We start from the raw sequence: 26,458 nt of genomic DNA on the forward strand, positions 1-26,458 counted from the left end.
CTTTCAAGGGGATACGTCCTACTTTTACTTCAAATCCTTTAACAGCGCTTCAACCGCTGCTTTCAACTGCTCATCCGTACCCTTCGCGGTATAATCCAGCGAGTTATCCAGGATAATATCAGGCACAGCTGGGCCCAATTCCTGGTTTTTATCGGTCGCCTTGGTAAACCAGCCCCGGAAAGGCAGGCGTACAAAGGAGCCATCAATCAAACCTCGGCCTCCGGTGGAAATCACCGAGCCATTTGTCGTTTGACCGACCAGTTTACCGATGCCCAGGGTTTTGTAGGCATGTGAAAAAATCTCAGCATTGGAATAACTGCCCTCGTTGCAGAGGGCAACCGAAGGTTTCATCCAGGCCGAAAACACCAAACGTTCGCCGGTAGGGTAGTAGTCGCGGTATTTTTTCTTGTCCTTCTCCAGGTCTTCACTGGCCCCGCGGGGGATGGTATACGCGTGTTGTTTGTAGTTGAGCACGGTCATCAGGTAATCGGCAGTGGAACCACCACCATTGAACCGTACATCGATGACCAAACCATCTTTGCCATAACCAGCTGCGGTAAATTCCCGTTCGGTTTCTTCAAAACTAGGCATGTCCATACCCCGGATGTGGATGTACCCCAGACGGCCTTTGGACCATTCATCCACCAGCTTTTTCCGATTGTCCACCCATTCATCGTACAGGTTGTTGGCCAGGCTGGAACTTGGTCGAATCACCACTTCGCGGCTTTTTCCATCGGCACTCAGCACATTGAGCAACACTTTTTCGTTGACCAAACCATTCAGGTTTTCATAAAAATTGCTGGTTTCGCTATACGTCACCCCATTCACTGCGGTAATGACATCTCCTACATTGAGCTGGCTGCCCACTTTGCTGGCGGGGCTCTCGGGAACAACTCGGTTAACCCGCATACCCTCTTTCACTGGGGTCATCTCAGCGCCCAGCATACCCGTAGCTTCTTGTTGAGTTTCCGCCCGATCGGGAGCAGTCAGGGCCATGTGACTGGCGTTGATTTCCCCGAGCAGGTAGTTGAACATGTCGCGGAAGTCGTTGTTGGTGGAGGCATTGACACAACGCTCGCGGTATTTTTGCCCCAGAGCATTCCAGTCGTAGCCGTGCATTTGTGGGTCATAAAATCCATCGCGAATGGTGCGCCAGGCTTCTTCAAAGATCTGCAAACGTTCGGCTGGGTAGTCAATTTTCATTTTGGCCGAATAGGGCAAACTTTCGGCAGTACCCGACTTGGCATCCACTCTGGAAAAACCACCCAAGCGGCCATAATACACATATTTCCCCTCCTTGTCCATTTGCAGGCCGAAGGGGTTGCTGCCACCTCTGGTCACTTCTTTCAAGTCTTTGCCATCCCATTTCACACTGTACAAATCGCGGCCACGGGCGGTACTGCTGAGGGCAGTGTAAAAGAAGGTTTGACCGTCTTTGGAAATAACTACACCCGATTCATCACCAGGAGAGCTGGTGACTTGTACCAGGCGCTCATGGATGTTGTCGAAGTCGATTTGGATGGGTTTGGGCTCGGCTTTGGCATTCGCTCTAGCCGCTCCAGCTCCGGGAGCACCCTCGGTTGGACCATCCTTTTCTTGCCAATCCTGGCTGACTTTTTCCCAGTCTTCTTTTTTCAACCAAACAAACCATACGTCGGCATTGCGGTTGTTGCGGGCAGAAAGGAAACCTAATTTTGATCCATCCGCACTCCAGAAAGGCTGTGAATCGGTGCGTGGGTGCATCGTGACGTTGACGGGTGGCTTGGAGTTGTCCGCAGCGTGAATGAAGACTTCGTTATTGAAGTACAAGTCGCTCATGGAGTAGGCCAGCCATTTGTTGTCGGGACTCCAGGTCACGCCATTTGCACCAGCCCAACCATCAACCAGTACTTTTTCATTGCTGAGTTTGCCATCTCCCGCAATCTCGGCTACGATCAAATCACCTCGACCCCGTCCATAGGCAATTTTTTTGCCATCGGAAGAAACCACGGGCGAAGATTCATCTTCTTTGGTAGTGGTCAGGCGGATCAATTCGTGTTTGAGTGATTTAAAAGGGTTGGGCTCCGCGCGGTCTGCCGAACGTAGGAGGAAAAATTCAAAATTCCCATCTGCGCGGTCGGAGCAGAATACCAGGGAGGTATCGCTCAACCAGGTGGGGTTCATATCGCGATTGGGGTGTTCAGATACATTGACACTGCGCGTTTTTTCCTTGTCCGCTTCTTTGATAAAAACTTCCCCACGGATCGCATAAGCGATCAGTTTTCCATTGGGAGAAATGGCCAACTCACTGCCACCAGTGCTTTGGGTTTTCATCTCACTAGGGTCAAAACGGTCGTCGGCGGCAATTTGCACATTGATTTTGCTGCCATTGCCTTTGCCCGCCTTCATAAGGTACAGGTTCATGTCCTTTTCAAAAACGATGGTAGAACCGTCCGTTGAAATGCTGAAATGGCGAATGGCTTCATCTTTAAAAGTAGTCAATTGTTCAGGGCTGCCCTGGGCCTGGCCATTTTCGTTGAGGTTGATTCGGTACAAATTGTACGTGCCCGTGGTAGAACTCAGGAAGTACAAAGTGCGGTTGTTGCCCCAACGTGGCAGAATGTCGTTGGTGTCAAACAAAGGCAGTTTGTTGTACTTTTTGTTTTTGGTGTCGTAAATCCAGATTTCGCGGTTGGCCGCGCCCTTGTAATCTTCGCGATAAACGGGGTTGATGCTCCCGCGCACCAGGGCGATGAAACGGCCATCGGGAGAATAACTCGGGTCGTACGCTTCGATGTCGAGCAGTCTGGACTCCGTACCTCCGCTGGCGTTGATCCCGTAAATTTCAGGATGGCCACCAATTTGACGGAATTCTCGATTGGTAGAAAATGCAATCTGACTGTTGGATACCCAGCCCGCTACGTTGTCAGCGGCGGAATGATAAGTGAGCCGTTTGGGACTTCCCCCTTCGGCAGGCATGACAAATACGTCGTTGTTGCCATAACGTGCGCCGGAAAAGGCAATTTTTTTGCCATCAGGGCTGTAAACCGGATTGCCTTCATAGGCTTCGTGGATGGTGAGGCGCGTGGCCTTACCGCCACTGGACGCTACGGTCCAAATGTCGCCTTGAAAAGAAAAAGCAACCTGGGAACCATCGTTGTTGATTGCTGGATGACGCAGCAAAAGATTGGATTGGCCATTTAACGCTAGTGAGCAAAGCGCCAAAGTCAGCAAAGTAACTAGTTTGTGCATGGTTAGGTCTTGAAAATTTACAATCAGGTGAATTAGTATTCCAATCAGCTAAAGTAAAGTAGGACTGCTAATTGTTCTTCATTTTGACCTGGTTGTATCCATGCAAAAAAGGGTAATTGGGCTATATTATGCCACACAGCTAAGTTTTTTATGGTTAAAGCGGTTCAACTATTGAGCCCAAGTTTTTCCAATAATTCAAGTTTTCTGCTGCGTGCAACAGGTAACCTTTTGCCGTTGGCCATTAAAATCTCGCCACCTGAGCCTTTGATGTAGCGTTTAATGTGTTGAAGATTGAGCAAATGAGAATGATGGGGACGGAAAAAATCAGATGGGGGCAAAAGTTCTTCCAGTTCCTTCAGCGATTTGGATAATACTATTTTGTTGCCTGTGTGTAGATGAACTTCTGTGTAACTGCCATCAGAACTGCAATATAAAATCTCTTTGAGTTGTACAAAATCAACACCTGCTGCGGTACATAACGCAATCCTGTCGGGTGCTTTATTTTCACTATTGCGGTATTTTGCTGCCATATCCAACTGCGAAGCCTGCACCAATTGCTGTGAATTTGCTTTTTTTACAGCGGATTTAAGTTCTTCAATATCAATTGGTTTTAACAAGTAATCCAATGCACTAAACTTGATGGCCTTTACAGCATACTTGTCATATGCGGTTGTAAAAATCAGCTTAAAAGTAAAGGGATGTAGTAAGTTGAGTAAATCGAAGGCGTTGAGCCGGGGCATTTCCACGTCTAAAAAAACGAGATTGGGAGAAGGATGCTTGCGCAGGTACTCCAATGCGGCTATAGGGTCTGTAAAACTGGCTGTGATCTCGATTTCGGGGCAATGTCTTTTCAACAAATGGCCCAATAATTCAACGCAGTAAGGTTCATCATCAAGCAGGAGAGCTTTCATAGGATGTAGGAGTTCATTTGTTAACGGGATTAAATATATACCAAAATACACATTAATGGCTATATCTCCAACAAAATTTTTACTACAGTTCCTTGTGCATTACCAAAATCATCTTTGAGGTCAAGAATCGTGACCTGAATATTTTTGCCTGTTCGAATTGTAAACATCTTAAGTCGCTCGCCAGTGATGTCCATGCCATGCGATTTTTGACGTGTCGCCGATTTACTTTTAATTTCTTGCGCCATGTCACGTCCAATGCCGTTATCGAATATTTGAATGTTTAAGCAATCGAAATCGGTCATGCGCAATTCAATATGGAGTTTTCTGTCGAAACCTTCTTTTTGCATCAAACCATGCCAGATCGCGTTTTCAATATAAGGCTGAATAAAAAGCGGCGGAACTTTAATCATCTCTGTGTCTATGGTTTGATCTATTTCCAACTGGTACTCAAAAAGCCCAGAGAAGCGCAGGCTTTCCAGCTCTAAATAGAGTTTTATTGCTTCCAATTCGTTGTCCAGTGTAATCACATCTGAGCGAGAGTTATCGAGCACCAATCGGATGAGCCGGGCAAATTTGGTAAGATAATTGGAAGCGGCGTCAGGGCCACTCATTTGTACAAAACGATTGATGCTATTGAGGCTGTTGAAGATGAAATGGGGATTCATTTGTGCGCGCAAGGCAGCCATTTGGTATTCCGAAAGCCGTTGGTTTAGCTCTGCTTCTTTTTGGAGGAATTCTGCTTCTTTTTGCTTCAGTTCAGCAGCTAAACGTTGCTGCCACTGCCGCAATGAGGCAATCACGGCCACAAAAGCCAATAAAATGCTTGCAATAAGCAGCTTGAACCAGATGGTCTGATAAAATGCAGGTACGATGCGAATGCGCAGCATTTTTTCGGGGCCGAATACGCCATCACGGTTTTTGCATTTCAAGCGAAAAATATAATTGCCTGGCGGTAGTTTGAGATAGGAGGCAGCGCTGTGATCAGATCCGACAGCTACCCAATCATCGTCCATACGGGTAAGCTGATAATAAAAACTGTCCTGTTCCGGGTTGCTGAAGTTGCGAGCCGACCAGGCGATGCTGAGGGTGTTATCGGTGTGGTTCAATTTGATTTTCTCCAAAAAATCTACATGTACGGGTGTCGACCACTCTCGGTCGAAAATTTTAAAGCCGGTGAAACGGCATTCTGGCCCTTGTTTCAGCATTGGGATTTCATCAGGGAAAATGCGGCAAAATGGCCCCCAGCATACTGCTCCATCTTTACGGGTGTAGAGTATTTCGCCAGCCCAGTACATGCCGTTTTGTTCTTTAAAAATGCGCACTTTTTTGGTACGGGGATTGTACATGGCTGCTTCATCGCCGCTGACCCAGATGTTCCCCATTTTGTCAATGGTAATATTTTTGTACTCTTTTGATAAGCCTGTCACCTGGTGGATTTTAGCATCAATGGGATCGAACCAACAGATGCCCGAATTGGTGGCCATCCAGATGCGCCCACGTTGATCCTCAGCCATATTGTTCACCAAATTGTTGGATAGGGAGTATGGATTGTTGGGTTCTTGGGTAAATACCATGGTCTTTTTGGAGGTAGGATTGTAGCAGTTAACGCCCTTGCGGGTGGTATGATCAGGCATCAACCAGATTCTGCCTTTGCGGTCAATAAAAAGATTACCACCTGCCGAGACGGTGAGCCCCCCAGCTGAGGTGCGGACGTACTCAAAACGATTTTTATCGGGAAAATAATGAACCAAGGAGATATTCGACTCGGCATTCAGAATAGAAATCCAAAGGCTACCATCGGGAGCTAGGGAGATGTCTCTCAGTGAATTAAGTGAAGCCTGTTTGGTTGCCAGATCGGATGGCGGTGGAATTTTTACTTGGGCTAATTGATGGGACGTAATATTGAATTTGTAAAGGGTATATTCCGAAACAAAAAAAATATCGCCACCTCTTTTGGTCAACCCATTCAAGGGAACCTTGTTGATTATTTTAGGGTCGAAAAGAAATGGCCACACAAAACTTTCAATTTTACCCGTCTTTTCATCCAGGCAATAAATACCTCCTGTCCCTTGATGATCATTGTCTTCTTTCAAAAACCAGGTCTTGTTTTCTACCCCATCGTAAAAAACGTCTTTTTTGCGTCCTGAAGGGAACTTGATACCGGTTTTTTGGATGAATTGCCTGTGCTCATCATGCACCATTAAATTGCCTTCCGATACCCAAAGTCTACCATCTTGGTCAATGAGCGCATTGCTGAGGTCGTGGTTGCCAGGGGCAATGGAACCAGGTTCTTCGGTATGCCACCAAGCTGAAAAAAGACGGGTTGATGGATCAAAAAGGGTCAATCCGTGGGTGGTTCCAAGCCACAATTTACCCTCCTGAGTAGGGGTGATGAATAGTGTTGTCTCTAAATCTACCCCAACAACGCCGTCCTCTTTTCGGTAAACCTGGGTGAACTGCGTCCATTGTTTGGAGGCTAGATTAAAGCAGCGCAAGCCACCTCTCCACCCGGCTACCCAAATGTTTTCCCCTTTTTCATCTGGCTGCATATCGGTGATCCACGGGTCATAATCAGGGCTGCTTGCCTTGTCCCGAACATCCATCTTGATCATTGGGTAGAGGATGCTGATTCCAGTGCTTGGTTTTACACAAACCAATCCTAGTCCGAGGGGGCTTGATTGAAAGCTCCAAATGTTTCCTTCTGAATCTACCCATCCAGGATAAAGTAGCCAATGAAATACAGTCTCTGCGCTGCGATTGGGGTTGCTGCCGTCGACTATTTTTGATGGAAATGCTTTTACAAAACGATTGGTAACCGGATCGAAAAACCCGGAGGGTATTTCCCGGCCCTTAAAAAATTCAAGCGGAATGTTCATGGCGGAATCCAACTGCATCCTGAAATTCAGAAAACGCTCAGTCACTGGATTGTAGCAAGAAAAACCCTGCTCGTGTCGGACCCATAGCCAGCCATTGGGGGCTTCCACCATGCCGCAAATTAGATCGAAAACACCGTTGATTAATTGAGTGCTGTCGTTCGGATCGGGATGAAAATATTTGAATTGATGGCCATCGTAGCGAATGAGATCAGTTGCGACATCGTCCTTGATCCAAATATCGCCCCGGCGGTCTTGCAGGAGCAAAAATGCAGAGCCTTGGAGACGCAAGCCATCTTGTTCCCCAAACTTGTAAAACTCTAAAAGTGGCGGCGATTTTTCAAACCAGGACTCGGTTACCCGCCAAATTTTGCCATTAGGGGACTTAATCGGCATGACTCCAGCGGGCTGTGCCAGCAGCTGGCAGCACAGGCAAAACAGCCAAGCTGCGATCGTGCCGATTTTAGTGAATTTGGGCAAGTGTTATTTATTGAAATGATTTTTAGCGCTTAATCAAACACTCAAAGAAAGGGAAAGATTTTTGTATTGCATCAATATTTTTCTTCATTGATTTATGTACGAGTAGACATTTTACCAACGACAAACTCGAACTTACCAAATAGGAGCTTAAGATTACCAATCACAAACCTGGGCGACACTGTATGTTTTTTAAATATATGTTTGGGTAGTGCAATTTAACTATTCAAATCAAGATCATGCAACTCAAAGGCTCCATAATCCCACTTCCACCATTCGATCCAGCTGAAAAGATCAATGGTTTTAAAGTAGAAATCCTCTATCGTGATAAAAATATAGCGGAAGTAAAATTGACTACCAAAGTATGTTTTTTGGAAGCTGACCATACGACCTTCGAATTGGACTTACCTGAAGCCAAAGATATTCTGGAAGCACAGCAAATGATCATCAATGTTTACGACCGAAGCGGGGTGTTAATCAAGCAGGTTTTATACGATACCAAATTATTGTTGGCAGAGGTTGCTAAGCCTGAGTTTAGATTACAGATAGATATACAACCTGCACTAGTATCCAAGAGTAATAAAATTGAATTGTCGGGAAATTTGAGTTTTAAGGGAAATCAGAATCGTTCCTTCGATGGCTATACCATAAATGCGTATTTTGAAGAAACTACGGGAACTGCTGGGCAAAACCTTTCAAGATCTGTCTTGGGTGTGGTCACATCGAGTGGGGCTTTTACTGTCACTTTATGGCTTACACCTTCCCAATCACTGTCCAATAACAAAGAGGTACTGCTAAAAGTCAAATACCCAAATGGACAAATCATAACAGAGCACAAAGAGATCATTGAAGAAAAAGAAACCTCAAAGACAATAAACATAGCCGATATCATCCCTTGGTTAGCTCCGGTCATCAAATCAAACCCTGAATCCTTAATCGCTAAACGACTGAAAGTAAAAGGCCGGGTCGTGGACATCTCGGGCAAGTACAAGGTCAAAAACGCCCAAATCATCATTTGGGGAAAGCGCACCAAAGAAAGCAAGCCAGCGCCCATCCTGATCAGCACCACCGACTCTTTGGGCAGTTTTTCGGGTGAATATCCCAAAGGAAGTTTTACGGAAGTTTATGCCACGATTGCCGGAACGCTGCACGATACGGCCGAAGAATCGCTAACGGTTGATCTTGAAATAAATAATGGGTTCCCCGAGTTCATCTACCTCGCTGCCAAAGTGGCGGCCAATTACGGTGAGCTACAGGACGATTGTGACTGCAAAACCCTGAAAACCTTCGAACTGCCCGACCAAGAAGAATTGGTACATCAAAATAGCGCTTACGCACAGGACATAGGCTTGGGCTGTAGCAATATGGTAACACCCAACCGTACCCTCGAAGAGTTTTCCTACTTTATGGTCGTGCGCACTACCGACCCGGAAATAAAGGGGACGACCGTTACCGATTTGGATAAAAAACGGCAAGAAACCGCTAAGCCTTTTGTGGGTAGAATTGATAAAGATCCTTCTTTAAACATTACCTCAAGTGGTTTTGTAGGAAAAACTAATACTGTCGCTTTTTCTCCATTGAATACAGATAATCCCTCCATTTCAACCCCTCAACAGAATTTAATTCAGGCCTTAAATCAACAGCTTTTGGCAGAGAGCTCGAATCTGGTGAATGATATTTCCAGTTCTGGCATCCTGCAAGCCATTGCTGCAAACCAGGGCCTTGTCAAGTCTGTACAATTGGGAACAGCTACCAATATTGTGCCAAATGTCACTGCTGTTGGTGACGAAAACAAACATAAAAACACAGCAGAACGTGGCCAGCTCAATGCAAACAACAGCGTAGATTGGGACAACGAGCCTACTTTCTATCAAGCCGTAACCATTGCCCATGGACACATCCTCAAATACAAACAAATTTGGAAAGCGGCGGGCTACTCCCTTGGCGATTTGCTGTACAGCGTTCCGCTCGCTCCCGGACAAAAAAAGAACATCGTCATTTTCGATTGGGGGCGAGAGCAAACGGGCATGCGAGACGACAAATCCGATTTTAGCGCTCATATTGACTCCTTCCTTAGCCATCAGCGGGACATCAACGACATTGTAAACTCGTCACTCAAAGAGCAATCGAAAGGTGGCAGCAAGGCAAAAACCTCTGGTAAATCGGGCGGCATTGGTGGTAGTTTTACCGGGCCGCTGTTTGGGGGCTTTTTAGGCGTTTCAGGTGGCTTCTCGTCCAACAGTGGCCAAGCAGAGTCGAATGCCTGGCAAAATTCAGGGCGAGACATAGCGGCAAACTCCCAGAATCAACTGCGGGACAATGTCATGCAAAGTGCCTCTGAGGTTCGCAACCAACGCTCTACGGTCGTGTCTACCGCACGACAGGCCGAACGCTTCAAGGTGGAGACCGAGGTCATCGCCAACCACAATCATTGCCATGCCCTTACCATCCAATATTTCGAGGTACTGCGGCATTATGTGGTGGAGCAAAAACTAGAGGACGTGCAAGAATGCCTGTTCATCCCGCTGTTGATGTCCAGCTTCGACAACGATAAAGTGGTGCGCTGGAAAGAGATACTCCAACGCAACTTGCTGGATGCGGGTTACGACCCTGCCTCCAATAAGACCCTCTACGATGCATTCGACGCAGTGGAGCGTATCCGGCATGATTACATTGGCTCCGACTTCCCTCTCGGCACTTACGCCGACGAGCAAGTCATCGACCTCACGGGCGATATGCACATTCGCCTGCGCCTCAACCGCCCGATGCCTGCTGACAACGACGAAGTGGCCTGGCCCATCGTGTTTCGGGACTTTTCAATGATGTCCGGTTTTACGGTACAATGGATGCGCACAAAACTTTCTGGAACGGAAATAGCAAAACGGGACGAATTATTCGACCGGGAGGTGGCCCCGAAAGTGGCCGAGGGCTTCATCAACTCCCTCAAGATAATGGCCGTGGATGAAGTGGGCAGGCTGGTGGACCTCAACCTCGATCTGACCCTTATCTCCGACTACCGGCGTGACCAGGAACTCTTTGTCACCATTCGCTCCAAGGGCAGGGTACCCGCCCTCAAGCGCCGACAAATCAGCAGGGTCGTGATTTACTCCAATTATAGTCTTGCCGCCAACGAAAACTCCAAGGCCATTGTCGTAAATGGCCGCCTGGACTACCGTACGCCAAACATGGCGGGCACGCTCTTCGCCGATGGCAACATCAACAACGACCTGAAAAGCGGTGGTTTCTTTGGCGAAGCTTTTGGCGACAGCGTATCCCTCGCCACGCCGCTCACTGCGCCCGAACTTCGCAACCCCCGTCGGGAAGACGCCGAGCTTAACCTGCGCCTGCTCAACCACCTCAATGCTAACCTCGAATACTACCACAAGGCCATCTGGGCACAAATGGACCCCGATCGTCGTTATATGTTGCTGGATGGATACCATGCTCCACATACGGATCCTGCGCGCAGCGTGGCCTCGGTAGTGGTGAATACGGTCATCGGCATAGCGGGCAACAGCCTCATCATGCCCGTAGCGCCAGGCTACCGCCTCGACCCCTCCTATAAACTTAAAAGTGAGCAGATGGTGGATGGCCTCAAATCCGAAGAACCCATCGGAATAGACGCTGCTGGCAACGCAATACCTGTGCCCAAAAAAGAAGAAAAAATCATTCTAGACACCGACAACATCTTCGAACACTACGCGCCCATTGTGCCCAGCCTGCCCTACCGGGTGAGTGTGCCTACCCGTGGCGTGTTTGCCGAGGCCATACAGGGGGCCTGCAATTCTTGTGAAAAAATTGAAGAAGGTCGCCGTGACTGGCCCGACAAAGATCTCGACGAACCGACCACCATCAACCCCATCCAGACCAAAGCACCAGAGTTCGACCCGAACCAGGAGGCCAACTTACGTCCCGCTGCCCTGACCCAGCCCGTGATCAACATCCAGAACGCACCAACTGCCCCTGCACCGGGTGCAGGTTTGGCCGATGCGCTCGATGCATTGACCAAGGCAAGCACTTTTGCCGGCATTACTGGATTGGAGGGCAACCAACAGAACGCCCTCAAAGCCGCTGCCCTGAGCAGCGACGCGGCGAAGCATTATGCGGATGTGTCGGCGGATTTGGCGAAAACAGCCGCTTATCTCGACAATGCCCAAAAAATACAAGAGAGCATCAACAAAGCGGAAGCCGACAAGAAAATCACCCCAGAGCAGGCGAAAGCGATGACGAAAAAGAATATTGATAATATGCTGGGGACAGCTGGTGGAAATGCTTCGAAAACAGGCAGCAGTTCAGGAGAAGCCGGAAGCGCTTCCAGTGGCACTGCAGGAAGTGGCGATAGCAGCGAGGTACCTCCGAAATCCATTGCACAGCAGGCCATGGACACGCTGAAGGAAATGGGCGTGGGCGGTGAGTTAACGACTACGGATGTATTGGGGGGGATGACGAGTTTGAAAATTCCGACGATGGATGCGGCTGGGAGTAAATTGGGGGTAATACAAAAAACAACTGAAGGTGCAAATACCAGCCAACCAAGGGATAAAGAAATTACTGACAAAATAGGTAATTTAAAATGGTCTTCTATTGATACTGGTGAGTTATTGAAAGAAAAAGAAATTACCGTTACTACACCAGGAAGGGAAGATCCAGTATTCAGTAAGTGTGATGTTGTTATTTTTGAAAATACTTTATTTTTTAACTTTAAAAACTCTGGAGTTTATGAAATGCATGGAACAATTTTCCAATTCTTTAGAATGAATTTCCTTGATAAGAATAATAATTTAATCGACTCAAAAAATATTCCAATATCTGATGAGTATAGTTTGGATGACCAAGGAAATGAGATTAGTAATTTACTCTCCAAAAGTCTCGTTTGGAATAAAGCTTCAAATATTGTAAATATTCAAGAATACCGTTCCCCTGGAATCGTATTAACAAAAGGCAATATAAATAAATATCAAAGTGACAAAATCATTATTCACTGTAAACAAAAAGACTTTAGTGGTAAAAGTCTAATAAATTGGAGCGGAGTTTTTAAAGGCAAGCCAATTCGAAGTGAACCATATACAGGTTATAAGTTTAATCATGCTAGACCAAAAAATTTAATTAGTCAAATTGTATTACATGAAACAGCAGGGTTTAGTGATCTCTTGTATAATGGCAATGCGGGGTTCTGCCCTCATTTTGGAATAATGAAAGATGGAACAATTTTGCAGTATTTTGATATAGCGGAATACCAGCAACACACAGGGGAAGACTTCAGTAATTTCTCAATTGGAATTGAGTTTGTAAATAATCCGTGGGCTAATAATTCTCAAGATCAAGTAGTAGGGAATCAACCAAATTTGATTGAATCAAAAAAGAAGAAACTTGAAATTTTGAAGCTTCCTGAAAAAATAGCTGGTCATACTGATTCACTTTATTTACCAGTTGATTTGCAAGAAGACAACTCTGTAGCTTTACTTCAGCTTGAATCTTTAGTAATCTTAGTAGAATGGTTAATTGTAGAGTTCAATATACTACCGAGGTGGCATAGTTTGATAAAATCTCCAGATACGAATATAATAAGAGATACAGGTAAAGAATCCTACTTCATATTCTCTAATGCAAATAGTATGTTTCCAAAACAAAATGGGCCTGGTATTTATGCACATGGAGTAGTAGCACATCCAAAAGGGCATGCAGATGGATTTATTCAGAATTTTTATACATGGTTAAGAATATTTGTTAAGCTGAATCCTCAGGAATCCTATAAAGCCTTAAAAAAATACCTATCAGATACAGAGGTTGTTAATAAAAAGGTTGTTCCAAAATACTGGAAGGTATACAAAAGCATCACAATGTTAGATGTTGATGATTTACTTTAGAATGGGGTGTTTTAAAATTTAAAACCGATGATACCTTTTGGTGCCACACGTACTAAACTGGTGGTTTTCCTAAAATTGTAAACAAGGCAAGCCATCTTCCACTAGCACCCCACAACCAAACCACCAATGCAAGAAATCGAAAAAAAATACCTCGAACACGGCGGCGAAGCTGGCCCCCTCGGCGCCCCGACCAGTGATTACGACCTCAACCCGGACCAGCTTGGCTTCCGTCGGCATTACAAAAACGGCAGCATCTACTGGCATCCTGCTACTGGCGCTCGCATGGTTTTTGGGAGCATTCATAGACTTTGGTCAAACCCCCATCGGGAGGAAAAAGGCGAACGAGACGGTTGGGAGCAGGGCCCTTTGGGTTACCCCTTGACCGACGAACGAGTAACGCTCGACCGAGTGGCGGCATACAGCCACTTTCAGCGGGGCAGCATTTATTCGCATCCGGTTCAGGGCACCTGGCGCTTGCAGGGCATCGTCCGTGAGCTTTGGGCAAATGCGGGCTGGGAGCGCTCAAAATACGGCTATCCCACCTCCGATACCGACCTTCGGGAAGATGGCCTGACGCATTTTGGCCTTTTTCAGCATGGGGTCATCGAATGGTTTCCGCATACCCCTTACCAGGCAGTACAGGCAAAGTACGCAGCATTCGGTGGTGAATCCGTACTCGGCAAGGTCAAGTCAGCTTTCCGGCTTTGTCCCGATGGGGTAGGCTATTTTCAGTGTTTTGAGCATGGATGCATTTATTGGCATCCCAGCGCTGGCACAAATATGATCAGTTCCTTCCTGCTCCGTAAAAAGACCGGGGATGTGAATTTGGAAAGCCCTTTTTTGGGTTACCCCATTCAGGACGAGATGGATACTCCCGGACAGACAGGCCGTTTTTGTGCTTTCCTGCATGAACATACCTTTATTTACTGGAAAAAAGGAAGCGAAAAGGCCTTTGAAGTTCATGGTGATATAGGCAAACAGTACGCTGCTCTAGGCTGGGAGCAGTCCCCGCTCGGCTTCCCCATCTCCGATGAAATAGACTCCGACCGACCGGAATTCAAACGCTTGAATCGCTTCGAAGGTGGGACCATCTACTGGAAGAATGGAGAAACTCAGGTGTTTAGGAAATAAGCAAAGTCTCAGGTATCTAGCAGCAAGCACCCAATAGCAGCATTAGTATAGTTCGTATTGATAAACTGCAAACACCCAACGCTTCAATCAAAAAAACAGCTCCAATCATGCAAAAACACATCATCATTACTCTATTGCTGCTCGTCGCAAGCACCCTCAGCGCCCAAGTAAATAACGGCACATACACCCTCAAATCATTGAGAACGGGCAACGTGATAGCAGTACGGAATGGCCAACTCGCTCCAGTGGATCGATCGGATCAAAATAATTGCATTTGGACCATCAAACAGACTGGAACGTTGAAGGAGCGGCGAGTGTATACGTTAACCTCAATCATCAATGGATTTCGATTGGACGGAAATGAGCAAGAGTTGTATCTCCACGAAGCAAATGACGGTTATCATCAAAAATGGATTTTTGATCCAGTCCCGGACTGTACGGATTGTTATCGCTTGACTTCCTTAGCTACTCGAAAGCGGATCGATAGTAATCCAGTGCAACTATTCCCACGTGACCCCGACGATGGCTGGGACCAGATCTGGCGAATTACAGCAGAGACACCACAACCTGTCGCCATCAAAAATGCCCCAAACATAAACCCGGAGACCAAAACCATCAATAAGGCATCCCCTGATCTGACTAGCAATACATTCATCAGTGGGCCTTGGTCGGAATGGCAAGCTTTTGCGCTGGGCAACTTCCGTTGGCGTTGGAGTGCAAATAAATTTGACGCAAATTTTCCCCTATTCGTACAAGTGGATTTTGAGGTACAAAGTACCAAATCTCAACCCAGTAAAATCATGGTGGGCGTGATGAATTGCAAGGATCCAGAAAATAGTTCCAGCAAGTACATCAAGGAGTTGCCCTTCGGCGCCAGTCAACTGCTTAAATACAGTTTAACAGCACAAAACTGCGGTACAAAAGAGCGTCCATCTGTGATCAAACCCTATGCGATAGAGCGGTATTGATGCATTTGAAAACAAGTACCTACTATTTCCTAGATTTCAAATTCAACAACAAAGAAATAATATGCGAATACGTATTCTCCTGCGCAGCCAGATCCGTAAACGCATAATCCACCTGCAACGCAGAAATTTTTAACCCAACCCCAATTCCTGGCCTTGGCGAAAGCACACTTTTACCTGAAAAGGAACTTTCTTTCTGGAACTGGTTCATACCCAGGCGCAGAAAAACGGTTTGGTTCAAATCCGCCTCGATGCCAATGGCGGGATCAATGCTAAAAGGATTGGAGGAGAACAGGGTGTTCCGTTTGCCGTCGGTAGAAACAATCAGGTCTATTTCTGGGGTAATTCCGATTTTTTTGAACTGGAAGCGTTGGGCCACGCCCAGGATCAGTTGTGGTTTGGTCGTTTCCAGGCTATTGATGGGAACTTCATTGTTGGTCAACTCCAGGGTTTGTCTTTCCTCTTCCGTAAAATTGAAAGACCAGGCATTGAAACTGGTACTGATGTCTTTGGCCATGGCACCAAAGCGAAAATTACCTCTGCGGTATTGCAGGCCACCGTCCAGTCCAAAACCCCAGGAATTGGCAAAGGGCCCAATCCGCCGATGGATGACTTTAATATTGCCACCCCAAAACCATTGGCCCGTCCGAGGGCGGCTTTTTTGGGCGTAGGACAAGATTAAGGCATAATCAGCCGCAGAAAACTCGCGCAGGTTATCAAAGTTGACCGTTCCATCACTTTCGTAAAGGGTCAAAGTATTGGGAATTTCATCTACCCCAAAACGGATGAAAGACAGGGCCAACCTACGTTTGTCATTGCTCGCCGGCAGCATCACCCCGATGTAATCAAATTTGCCTACCCCGGCAAACCACTCGGCGTGCATGGCCCCAATTTGAATGCCATTGGCGTCTTCGTTTGCAGCTAGCCCGGCTGGGTTCCAAACTCCAGCGGTGACATCGTTGGTTTGTGCGACCACTGCATTGCCTAAGGCCTGAGCTTTTGCACCCACTCCAATGGACAAAAATTCATTGCTGTATTTTTGGGCAAACACACTGCCAAACGAAAAGAACAGCAGAAAAACCAAAAATGCCTTCATACTTTATTTATTAAGTGAAAAGCGAAAAGTGAAAAGTGAAAAGTGAAATTTTACATTATTAGACTCGATGCGGATTGATTATCAATAAATTATAAATTAAGGTGTGACGACTAGCGGCAGAGCCGCCAAAACGTCTGTAGCATTTAGACCATGCAAGGCTTTTAAGGTGCAGAGCACCGGAACAAAAGGCAACAGTTACGGTACTACGTACCTTAAAATCTATCTTCGTTCCTTGAGCTACAGACGTTTTGGCGGCTCTGCCGCTGGTCGTTATGCCTAAGATCATCCAATTGCCTGATAATCAACTCGCCTCAAGTCTATTCACTATTCGCAGGTTGTCCTTCGATTTTTGCGGGTTGTTCTTCGCCGATCTCTATTTGCTTTTCACTATTCACTATTCGCTTTTCACTTTCAAGATCGGGTTGGGGCTCCAATTGTGGTTTGACTTCCGTGATTTTTTCGACGGTGCTCAACATTCTTTTGTTGATGACGATGCTGGCATTGAGTTCAAAACCAATCAGGATCGACATGACGTTCATCTGAATCCACAACATCAGCACGATGATGGCCCCAATCGAACCATATAAACGGTTGTAAGTGTTGAACATGTCTACATACATGGAAAAAACCACCGAAGACAGGAGGCACAAAAAAGAAGCCAATGCCGCCCCTGGAGTGAAAAACTTGAAGCGGCGGATCATGGCGGCGCCATTTCGGTAAATGAGCGCAATCGATACATAATATAAGGAAATAATGACGATCCAACGGACGACGTTGAGGGACAATTCTACAAATGATCCTAGGTCCAACCAATCGTTGATCATTTTGACAAAAGACTGCCCCAAAATGACCAAAACCACCGAGGCAATCAGCAGTGCACTCAATTGAACCGCGAGCACAATGGCTACCCAGCGCATTTTCCAGGAGTTCCACTTGGCAAAATCTTCGTAAGTTTTGTCAAAAGAACGCAGCAGGGAGAGGATACCATTGGAGCCGAAATAAATGGCGGAGATAAAACCCACCGAGAGCAAGCCAATTCGGGGATTGTTGGTGATGTCTTCAATGAAGCCGAACAATTGATCACCCGCGTCACCTGGCATGATTTTTTGAATCTCATTTTGCAGGTAAACGTCAAAATTTTCTCCGCCGGGCAGGTAATGCAAAAAAGTGCTTTTCAACCAGGGGATCAGGGTGAATAACGCAATGATGGAGGGAAACAAAGACAAAAAGAAACTGTAGGCAATGGAATTGGCGCGGGTAAACAGGTCGAATCGTTGGATTTCCTGCATGAAAAATTTCACCACATTGTAGATGGACACGCCAAAAAAACCCGGAAAAGAGCGGTTTTGCGCCCAGCCAACCAGCTTGATCCACAGGGGATGTCCCCAGAACCATTTTTCCCATTGTTTGAAGTCTGGTAATCGTACTTTCACGGCTCAAAAAAGGGTCGAAGTTTTTCAATTAAATAGACCGGTGCATCAATGGTTTTGTTGCTTTTTTTGTCTACAAAACAGAGACGGACATTGCCGCCATTGACCAGCTTATTTTTTTCGTTGTAAATTTCAACGTGAAAGGTAATGAATTGATCTGGTAATCGCCGCAATGCCGTCCGAATTGTCAGCAATTCATCGTAATAAGCGGGTCGGACATAGCGCATTTGTAGAGACAAAACGGGCATCATTACCCCCAATTCTTCTTCCATCGCCTTGTAGGTCAAGCCCAGTGAACGCAGCATTTCTACCCGACCAATCTCGTAATACTGGGCATAATTGCCGTAGTAGAGATACCCCATCTGGTCGGTTTCTCCGTAACGAACGCGCTTTTGAAAATCGTGTGTGTACATAGGTTGGGTTGAGGAGTTGAAGGGAAGTTGAGAAGGTTTAGGGAGGTTGAGAAGGTTTAGGCTACCGCGAGCGATCTTGTCACCGAGCGTAGCCGAGGTGCAAAGTCGCTCGCGGTAGCCTAAACCTTCTCAACCTTCTCAACTCCTCAACCTTTCCATCGGGCAAGTCATACAATGCGAACCACCCCTTGCTCTGGACAATTCATTGGAAGGTAGGGTAATGATGGTGTTTTCGATGGTCTCGGGATCGAGTTGACCTGCCCGGTAAGCCGCCAAAAAGTCGCGGGCATGCAGGATACTGTAACCAGCTTTTTGAAAAGCTTGTTCGGTTACCGGGTTGCGATCATAAGTGAGGGCTACCCCGGGTTTGAGGGCGACCAGGTTACAGCCATCCGTCCATTGTTCGCGCTCCTGGTAAGGGGAGACACCATTGCCGCTGTAAATGAATTTCATCTCCGGATCAATCTCGGAGCGAATGAAATTGTGCACCGAAGGGTAGTATTCACTACTCCCATTGGCGCGGTACAACTCCACGGTAGAACTTATTCCATCCACTACCAATGGTTTATAAGCCACAATATGATGGTGGTTGATTTGGGTAAAAACGGTATCGACGTGCATGTAGGAACGATCATTGGGGATGTTCACCAAGGCGACATTGCTGATCACCCCTTTTTCAAACAGGACCTTGGTCAGCGACATGATCCCGTGGCGGGTGGTGCGTTCACTACAACCGATCAGGAGGTAATCGGGGCTTAGAATCATCATGTCACCACCCTCGATGGATACATATTCCCCTTTGCGTGAGGGCGGGAATTTATCAATGTTGTTGAGATTGATGAGTTTTCCTTCCTCGTATCGTTTTTTGAACAAAGGGTGGCTCCCAAAAATGAAACGGGTGAGGTGGTTTTCCCGGTGGCGGGCCTCCTTGGCGGCTTTGGTGATGATCACGTGGTCGTTGACGGCTACCGCAATGTCCCGGGTAAAAATAAAATTAGGAATGGGGTCAAAAAGGATGTAGTCTTCAGGGGCATAATACCCCGTGATGAGCACTTTGGTCAACTCGGTGGGCGGCAGACTATTCAAAAAATCTAGTGCGGAATGGGGCAATTCTTCATAATCGGCAATTTCTGCCAACAGGCTTTGCCGATTTTCCGCGTCCGCGATTAGGGACTCCAGCAGCAATTGTTCGGTTTCATGCACTCGGTCATTTCCTACAAATGCGCGCAGCACTGCTGTAAACACATCGTGTTCTTCCTGCATCTGAGGCAAAAAGACGATGTCGTCGAACAGCAGTTCTTCAGAGCGTTTTGGGGAGACTCGGGCGATGCCTTCATCGGGTCGATGGACAATTACACGTTGCAATCGGCCAATTTCATTGTTCACTTGCATAGATAATCAGTGCTTATAGGCTTTTTTGGATCAGGAATTGAACTAGTCCTACATAAATTTTTGTTGTAAATGTAATTCTTCCTTATTTTGTATGACGCAAAAAATTACTTCCCGATTTTTTTTGAGGATTTTGAATAGAAAGCTCACTTGAAATGAACCGTTCGACTTCCTATTCAAAATCCAAATCGGGAAGTTAATTTTTCTGCGTTATTTTGTAGACAATAATTTTAATTTAGTCGTATCCTCGCAACCATCTCAACACACTTGTCGTATTATGTCAAACGGATTTTTAAAAGACTTTAAATCGCTCTTCATCGTACCAGGCGAAGAGATCGCGAAGCCAGAACCAAAGGCTACTGCCACTAAACCCAGTGCAGGTGGTAAAACGCCGCTGAACCAGCCTAAAGAGGCGGCTTCGGATACCCCTTCGCCAGGTAAAGTGAACGATAAATTCCTGAACGTGCTTTTTTCGGCCATCGAAAAAAACAACCAGGAAGGTTTTGATTACCTGGAGTTTCGGAATTCCCTGCAATCGTTGAAAGAAATGAACATGGACGAAGCGACCCGCTTTAAATCGGCAATGGCGATGGCCAAATCCATGGGTGCTTCGATGGCTACCATTGTAACCTCCGGTCAGCAATACTTGCAAGTGCTCAAAACGGAGCAAGGCAAGTTTGATGAGGCCATGAAGAATCAACGTTCGCAGCAAATTGGCAACAAAGAGCAACAAATGGAAGAATTTTCCAACGCGATTAAAGCCAAGGAAGAAGAAATAAAAAAATTGCAGCAGGAAATTGAACAAACCAAGCAGAAATATGTGGAACTTTCGCAGCAAATTAAAGATGCGACCCGACACATTGAATCCACTAAAAATGATTTTGTAGCTTCCTACGAATCATTGGTGGGTCAGATTCAGGGCGACCTGAACAAAATTCAAGAATACATGAAATAGTTTGGTGGTGGAAGTTTTTCCATTATGGATGGAAATTTCCCCATCAATCACAAACCTTTTTTTTATGTCTGAGCAATTGAAGCCAAAATCATTCTGGAGTAGACCTGAGGGTAAAACTGGCGCAATTTTTTTAATCGGGATTGGTGCTTTAGCGGTGATTGGCTTTGTGACCATTTTGCCAATATTGGGCCTGATCCTTAGCAATACGATCAATTTAGCCGTTGCGGTTACGGTATTGGTGGCCTTGTTGTACATGGTTTTGGACAACCGTACCCGGACGCTGGTATGGTACATGTACAAGAGTGTGATGCGCTGGATTACGGGCCTGTTTGTACAGATTGACCCCATCGCGATCCTGAAAGGATATGTAGACCATTTGCGTAAAAACCTGCATGACATGGAGCGCCAGATCAATCGCTTGCGTGGCCAAATGCACAAATTGCGCGAAATCATTAGAAACAACCAAAAAGAAATCAAAAGCAACCTGCAATTGGCTAGCGAAGCTAAAGATAAAAGGGACGATGCTTCGATGATTCTAAAAACCCGCAAGGCGGGTCGTTTGCAGGAGTCCAATGTGCGCCTGGAAGAGCTGGATCGCAAAATGGAAGTCATGTACAGGGTATTGACCAAAATGCGGGAAAACTCCTATATCCTGGCTGAAGACATTCAGGATCAGGTGATGGTCAAAGAACAGGAACAAAAGGCCATCCATGCCAGCAACAATGCCATGAAATCAGCCATGAGCATCATCAGTGGTGACCCCGACAAACGCGCCATGTTCGACGCAGCGATGGATGCCATCACCGAAGATGTGGCCAATAAAGTGGGTGAAATGGAAAACTTCATGCAGATGTCGTCCAAGTTCATGGAATCAATCGACTTGCAGAATGGGGTTTTTGAAGAAGAGGGTTTAAAAATGTTGGAGAAGTGGGAACAGGATGGGGTTTCACTGCTCCTGGGGGAAGAAAAAGAAAACATTCTTACGCTGGCCAAAGATGACAACCAGGTATTGGATTTGAACAAACCCATGAAAGAACCCATTCGGGAAATGGGACATAAAAATCAGTACGATAGTTTTTTTGAAGCAGAATAGTGTTAGTGAAGAGTGAAAAGTGAAAAGTGAAGAGTGATGTGAAAAACAGACACTCTATTTGGATTCGACCATTGGTTTGTTTTCTTCACTCTTCACTCTTCACTTTTCACTTTTCACTCTACACTTTTCACTTTTCACTTGTTGATGCTGTTCCCCCCGATACCGGTTTTTTATCCTTAATGAAAAAGCGACGATCCAAAACGGATTGTAAACGATAAGAAAGGGTAATTCCTCCTACCGAGTACCAGTCGTTGTACTCCGGATTAGCTGATTGGCTGATTCCATCCAAATAATCATTAAAAACGGGGTTCAATCCCACTTCACCGCCAATGGTCCAACGCTCGTTCAAGTCAATTTTGATGCCCCCGCCAAATGGAATGGTAAAAACGGCAGAACGTTGATTTTGTTCGTCCTCAGCAATTAATGCATCATAACGATCGCCCAAATTTGGATTAAAAAAAGTGTTTGGTTTGATGAGACTCAGCCCAGCACCTGCGTAGAGATAGAGGCTGAATTTCTTTTGAAACCCATTGGCCACGCTCCAACGCTTGTGGTTCATAAAGTCGAACTCAGCGCGTGCCGCCAGCTCCGTCAAAGGAGTAGTGAAACTGAAACCTCGTCCAACGCGGTCAGTTCCTTCCCAGTCAAGATCATCACCTTTGAGTTTTCCTTGATTTAAGCTAAAGCGCCAACTCAGGTTGTTGCTCGAGTAAAGGCGATAAAAAGCGCCAAAATTGAAGCAAGAAGCTCCTAAGTCATAATCCCCATTTTTGACGATGTCGCCAGCATAGGTGCTTGCTCCCACCAATATCCCGACTTCACTTGGAAATTTGTAGGGATTAGCCAGGGTTGTTTGGGCGCAAAGCGGAAAATAGGCTGCAAACAGCAGCACAAACAGGATAGAAGAGTAATACTGTTTCATGAGTATAATTTGTTAGGTACAAAAAGCAAGTTGTAGAAGTGATCGTGATTCCTAGTGTTTCGGAGAGAAAATTGCTGAATGGAGAAGTAAAAAAGTACTGTGAATAGAAAGTGATAATTTTAGGTGCATTTTATTCTGACGCTAAATTACATTTTTTTATCATTGATACAACACTATTTCATTTATTTTTTTCGTTTAGGGTGGCATGAAAAAAGGGAATCTAATCATTGGCACTTTATTACTGTGTGCACATTTCGCCCTGGGCCAATCTTACAATACTGCAGTGGGTTTGCGGATGGGCACCGAGTGGGGACTCACGCTACGTCAGCGTTTTTACAAAAACTACGCAGCGGAAATGTTGCTCCAATCCAGTCTGCAAAGGGAAGAAACCCAGCTTACCTTGTTAGGGATCAGTCACAAGCCATTGTTGACCCGTCGTTTGAATTTTTATTATGGCGCAGGTTTTCACAAAGGTTGGGCGGATCAGTTGGAAGTGTCTTACGAGGATCCCTGGGGCATCGACTTCATCGCTGGTTTGGAATTGACCATCGGGAGCATCAATTTAAGTTACGACTACAAACCCGCAATCAATCTGTCAGGGGGAGCAAAAACCTTCGACAGCCAGACAGGTATCAGCTTGCGCTACGTTATTTGGAAAAGAGATAAGTATCCTTGGGAACAAAACTCCAAGAAAAAGCGTAATAAAGGTAAAGGTGGCTTATTCGGAATCTTTAAGTAAATTTTTTTTTGAATAAAACTTGACAATTTCCGAAGCAGTATATTATCTTTGCCCTGCTTTAGAAATAAGGCAAATTATGGTGATTGTAGCTCAGTTGGTTAGAGCACCAGATTGTGGTTCTGGGGGTCGCCGGTTCGAACCCGGTCATTCACCCATCATAAGAGTCAATGGTTTTTTCAAGCCGTTGGCTCTTTTTTTTTGCTTGTCACTGACCTGTTAAATGACGAATTTTTCGAGTGACGAATGACGAATATGGAGCATTGCCACTGAATTTTGATGAGCGCTCCCAATTCGTCATTCGTCACTTGAATAATTCGTCATTTTTATACAATCAAACTAAGCAGCATCACACCAATCAATCCCACCACACCCACTATCCCTTCCATGATGGTCCAGGTTCGGAAAGTTTGCCCCACCGTCAGTCCCATGTATTCCTTGAACATCCAAAATCCGGTATCGTTTACGTGTGAAAGCATCAGGCTACCTGCACCAATGGCCAAAACCATGAGTTCCGGAGATACATCAGAACCAGCCATCATCGGCTGAATGATTCCTGCTGCCATCAAACCTGCCACGGTCGCAGATCCCAGCGACACCCGAATGATTGTAGCAATCAGCCAACCCAAAAACAAGGGTGAAAGCGCAATCCCTCCCATTAGTAACGTCAATTGATCCCCAATACCAGACTCGATCAAAACTTGTTTGAATGCCCCACCACCACTGACAATCAACAAGATGGTCGCCACACTTTCAATGGCGGTGGAGGTTTTTTGCATGATTGCCGCAAAATTCTTTTGTTGACCAAGGATTGGAATCGCCAGAAAAACGCCCAGGATCATCGCCGTACTTGGATCGCCAATAAAGCCTAAAACCTGCCGGATGGTACTTTCTTTTTCGAACACCAGATCACTGATGGTGGCGATCGCCATCAGCACCACTGGAGTCAACGCAGCAATCAGACTTGGCCAGAACCCAGGTAAATTAGCATCGCTGTTTTCACTTTCTGGGAACAACTTGTCGGAGGGTTTGATGTCCATTCCCCGCAACAATCGTGGAAAAAGAATCCCGGAAAAAAAGATCGCAGGTATGGCCACAATAAACCCATAAATAATCACCAAACCCACATTGGCACCAAACAAGGCCGCAATGCCAGAGGGCGCAGGGTGGGGAGGTAGAAAACCGTGGGTAACCGATAGCGAGGCCGAGACCGGAATCACTACCTGTATCAAGGAAATACCAGTCCGGCGTGCAATGCTAAAGACCAAAGGCAACAGTAAAATAAACCCGGCATTGTAAAACATCACAATACCGATTACAAATGCGCTTAGCGCCATCGATATGCCTAAGTACTTCATACCAAAAGTATCAATCAAGCCCTGACTGATTCGTTTCACCGCACCAGTTTCTGATAAAATGATGGCGAGCAATGCACCAAAGGCAATGATTAGGGTAAGCGATCCCAGGGTGTCGCCCATTCCTTTCTGAACGGCTTTGATTACAGTTACTGGAGCCATCTGGGCACTTAAACCAGCCAGAATGGAAACCAAAATAAGGGCAATGAAAGCATTAAACTTGAATAAAGTGATGAGCAAAATCAGCAGCACTACGGCTGAAATCAATACGATCAGGAGCATGATGCGATGGGTTTTTGATGTAGGAAAGAGGCAAAATAGGCATTTATTTTAAAAAACAGGAAAGTTTACAAATGAAAAGAAGCCAGGGCATGGCAATGGAAAATAAAACAACTAAGCTTTAGAAAAACGCAATATAAGTCTGGATCATTTGATGAATTTAGCCATTTGACTTTGAATCTCTTGCGCTGCAGCTCTGGCTTTGTCTGCAAAATCAAGCCCGGAACCTGCATAAATGATCCCCCGCGAGGCATTAACCAATAAGCCGATGTCCTGGTTCAAACCATATTGGCAAAGTGCATCCAGGTCTCCTCCTTGGGTGCCCACTCCAGGCACCAGTAAAAAATGATCGGGCGCAATGCGGCGAATGTCGGCAAATTTGTCGGGATGGGTAGCGCCGATGACAAACATGAGGTTTTCGGGAGTCCCCCAGGTCATGGCTTTGCGCATTACTTTTTCGTACAGGGGCAAAGCACCATCTTGTAGGCCTATTTGAAAATCTGAACTGCCTTCATTGGAGGTTAAGGCGAGTAAAATGACCCATTTATTGGGAAAATCTAAAAAGGGTTGGACAGAATCAGCACCCATGTAGGGAGCAACGGTTACTGAATTAAAGGTATAGGTCTCAAAAAAAGTTTGGGCGTACAGCCGGGAGGTATTGCCAATATCGCCCCGCTTGGCATCGGCAATGGTGAAGTGCTCCTCACCTATATAGTTTATGGTTTTTTGCAAGGAAAGCCAACCTTGAGGCCCACGGGCTTCATAAAAAGCCAAATTGGGTTTATAGGCTACGCACAAGTCGCGCGTAGCATCGATGATGGCCTTGTTGAATTCAAAGATCGGGTCTTCGGTTTCCAACAAATGTGCTGGAATTTTGCTCCATTCCGTGTCCAATCCTACGCACAAAAAGGACTTTTTGCGGCGGATTTGGGCAATTAATGCTGCTCTGTTCATGCTGTCAAAACTTACAATACGATACCGTTCACGGCTTCTACACCAGTGATTTCAGGTACTTTTACTCTGATGGCTTGTTCAATGCCCGCCCGCATGGTCATGATCGACATGTTGCAGTTTTTGCAATTGCCCAGCCATTTGATTTTGACAATCTTATCGTCGGTAACGTCCACAACTTCTACGTTGCCACCATCTACGGCGAGGTGGGGGCGCACGTCGTTGAGCGCGGAATCGATACGGGCGATTAATTCGGTTTTTTCCATAATGTTGTTTATAAACTGTCGCCGATTCCCACGAATAAATTCGTGGGCTGTGCTGTATTTTGTGCCTCCCACGGCTAAAGCCATGGGTTGGCGAAATTGCTATTCGCTTTTCACTTTT

The 26,458-nt window shown here is 46.0% G+C and carries 17 protein-coding genes and 1 tRNA gene; 7 read left to right on the forward strand and 11 right to left on the reverse strand.

Annotation, left to right across the window (positions count from 1 at the left end; genetic code table 11):
* Positions 1-24 precede the first annotated feature (24 nt).
* From ACEW9O_RS16330 to ACEW9O_RS16340, 3 genes are all read right to left on the reverse strand, one after another.
* Positions 25-3,231 carry a S41 family peptidase gene (locus ACEW9O_RS16330; RefSeq protein WP_373551250.1) on the reverse strand — a complete coding sequence of 1,069 codons (3,207 nt, stop codon included), beginning with the start codon at positions 3,229-3,231 and terminating at the stop codon, positions 25-27.
* 164 nt (positions 3,232-3,395) lie between these two features.
* Complete coding sequence (locus tag ACEW9O_RS16335) at positions 3,396-4,142, reverse strand: LytR/AlgR family response regulator transcription factor (RefSeq protein WP_373551251.1); 747 nt, start codon at positions 4,140-4,142, stop codon at positions 3,396-3,398.
* 59 nt (positions 4,143-4,201) lie between these two features.
* Positions 4,202-7,495, reverse strand: coding sequence for a histidine kinase (locus ACEW9O_RS16340; protein WP_373551252.1), 3,294 nt, complete (start codon positions 7,493-7,495; stop codon positions 4,202-4,204).
* Between the two features lie 236 nt (positions 7,496-7,731).
* On the opposite strand from ACEW9O_RS16340, the gene ACEW9O_RS16345 reads away from it, so the two are divergent.
* The 3 genes from ACEW9O_RS16345 to ACEW9O_RS16355 all read left to right on the forward strand — a co-directional run bounded on the left by ACEW9O_RS16345 (position 7,732) and on the right by ACEW9O_RS16355 (position 15,458).
* Positions 7,732-13,359, forward strand: coding sequence for an N-acetylmuramoyl-L-alanine amidase (locus ACEW9O_RS16345; protein ID WP_373551253.1), 5,628 nt, complete (start codon positions 7,732-7,734; stop codon positions 13,357-13,359).
* Positions 13,360-13,485: 126 nt separating this feature from the next.
* Complete coding sequence (locus tag ACEW9O_RS16350; RefSeq protein WP_373551254.1) at positions 13,486-14,490, forward strand: hypothetical protein; 1,005 nt, start codon at positions 13,486-13,488, stop codon at positions 14,488-14,490.
* A gap of 107 nt (positions 14,491-14,597) precedes the next feature.
* A complete protein-coding gene (locus tag ACEW9O_RS16355; protein WP_373551255.1) occupies positions 14,598-15,458 on the forward strand; it encodes an RICIN domain-containing protein in 861 nt (286 codons plus the stop codon).
* Between the two features lie 22 nt (positions 15,459-15,480).
* Here the strand turns inward: ACEW9O_RS16355 and ACEW9O_RS16360 are convergent, their stop codons facing one another.
* The 4 genes from ACEW9O_RS16360 to ACEW9O_RS16375 form a co-directional block, all read right to left on the reverse strand.
* Positions 15,481-16,551, reverse strand: a complete 1,071-nt coding sequence (locus tag ACEW9O_RS16360; protein WP_373551256.1) for a PorV/PorQ family protein — start codon at positions 16,549-16,551, stop codon at positions 15,481-15,483.
* A gap of 317 nt (positions 16,552-16,868) precedes the next feature.
* Positions 16,869-17,984: a YihY/virulence factor BrkB family protein gene (locus ACEW9O_RS16365; RefSeq protein ID WP_373551257.1), complete on the reverse strand. Its 1,116-nt coding sequence runs from the start codon at positions 17,982-17,984 to the stop codon at positions 16,869-16,871.
* Entirely contained in the window at positions 17,981-18,394 is a 414-nt protein-coding gene (locus tag ACEW9O_RS16370) for an acyl-CoA thioesterase (protein WP_373551258.1), read from the reverse strand. Before ACEW9O_RS16370 ends, ACEW9O_RS16365 begins: the two co-directional genes overlap by 4 nt.
* A 138-nt stretch (positions 18,395-18,532) precedes the next feature.
* Positions 18,533-19,786 (reverse strand): arginine deiminase family protein, encoded by a 1,254-nt coding sequence (locus ACEW9O_RS16375; RefSeq protein WP_373551259.1) that lies wholly within the window; start codon positions 19,784-19,786, stop codon positions 18,533-18,535.
* A 274-nt stretch (positions 19,787-20,060) separates the two neighbouring features.
* Here ACEW9O_RS16375 and ACEW9O_RS16380 point away from each other — a divergent pair, with 274 nt between their 5' ends.
* Together ACEW9O_RS16380 and ACEW9O_RS16385 are read left to right on the forward strand one after the other, a co-directional pair.
* Complete coding sequence (locus ACEW9O_RS16380) at positions 20,061-20,738, forward strand: hypothetical protein (protein ID WP_373551260.1); 678 nt, start codon at positions 20,061-20,063, stop codon at positions 20,736-20,738.
* Between the two features lie 64 nt (positions 20,739-20,802).
* A complete protein-coding gene (locus ACEW9O_RS16385; RefSeq protein WP_373551261.1) occupies positions 20,803-21,831 on the forward strand; it encodes a hypothetical protein in 1,029 nt (342 codons plus the stop codon).
* Between the two features lie 127 nt (positions 21,832-21,958).
* Here ACEW9O_RS16385 and ACEW9O_RS16390 read toward each other — a convergent pair whose 3' ends face one another.
* Positions 21,959-22,753, reverse strand: a complete 795-nt coding sequence (locus ACEW9O_RS16390) for a DUF6089 family protein (RefSeq protein ID WP_373551262.1) — start codon at positions 22,751-22,753, stop codon at positions 21,959-21,961.
* Between the two features lie 205 nt (positions 22,754-22,958).
* Here ACEW9O_RS16390 and ACEW9O_RS16395 point away from each other — a divergent pair, with 205 nt between their 5' ends.
* Positions 22,959-23,492, forward strand: coding sequence for a hypothetical protein (locus tag ACEW9O_RS16395; RefSeq protein ID WP_373551263.1), 534 nt, complete (start codon positions 22,959-22,961; stop codon positions 23,490-23,492).
* A 78-nt stretch (positions 23,493-23,570) separates the two neighbouring features.
* Positions 23,571-23,646 (forward strand) — tRNA-His (locus ACEW9O_RS16400).
* 169 nt (positions 23,647-23,815) lie between these two features.
* Here the strand turns inward: ACEW9O_RS16400 and ACEW9O_RS16405 are convergent.
* The 3 genes from ACEW9O_RS16405 to ACEW9O_RS16415 all read right to left on the reverse strand — a co-directional run bounded on the left by ACEW9O_RS16405 (position 23,816) and on the right by ACEW9O_RS16415 (position 26,340).
* Positions 23,816-25,126 carry a gluconate:H+ symporter gene (locus ACEW9O_RS16405; protein WP_373551264.1) on the reverse strand — a complete coding sequence of 437 codons (1,311 nt, stop codon included), beginning with the start codon at positions 25,124-25,126 and terminating at the stop codon, positions 23,816-23,818.
* A gap of 144 nt (positions 25,127-25,270) precedes the next feature.
* Complete coding sequence (gene pyrF / locus ACEW9O_RS16410; RefSeq protein WP_373551265.1) at positions 25,271-26,077, reverse strand: orotidine-5'-phosphate decarboxylase; 807 nt, start codon at positions 26,075-26,077, stop codon at positions 25,271-25,273.
* Positions 26,078-26,088: 11 nt separating this feature from the next.
* Positions 26,089-26,340, reverse strand: coding sequence for a NifU family protein (locus tag ACEW9O_RS16415; protein ID WP_373551266.1), 252 nt, complete (start codon positions 26,338-26,340; stop codon positions 26,089-26,091).
* Between the last annotated feature and the right edge of the window lie 118 nt (positions 26,341-26,458).

Origin of the sequence: Haliscomenobacter sp. (assembly GCF_041740695.1) — a bacterium.
Classification (GTDB): Bacteria; Bacteroidota; Bacteroidia; order Chitinophagales; family Saprospiraceae; genus Haliscomenobacter.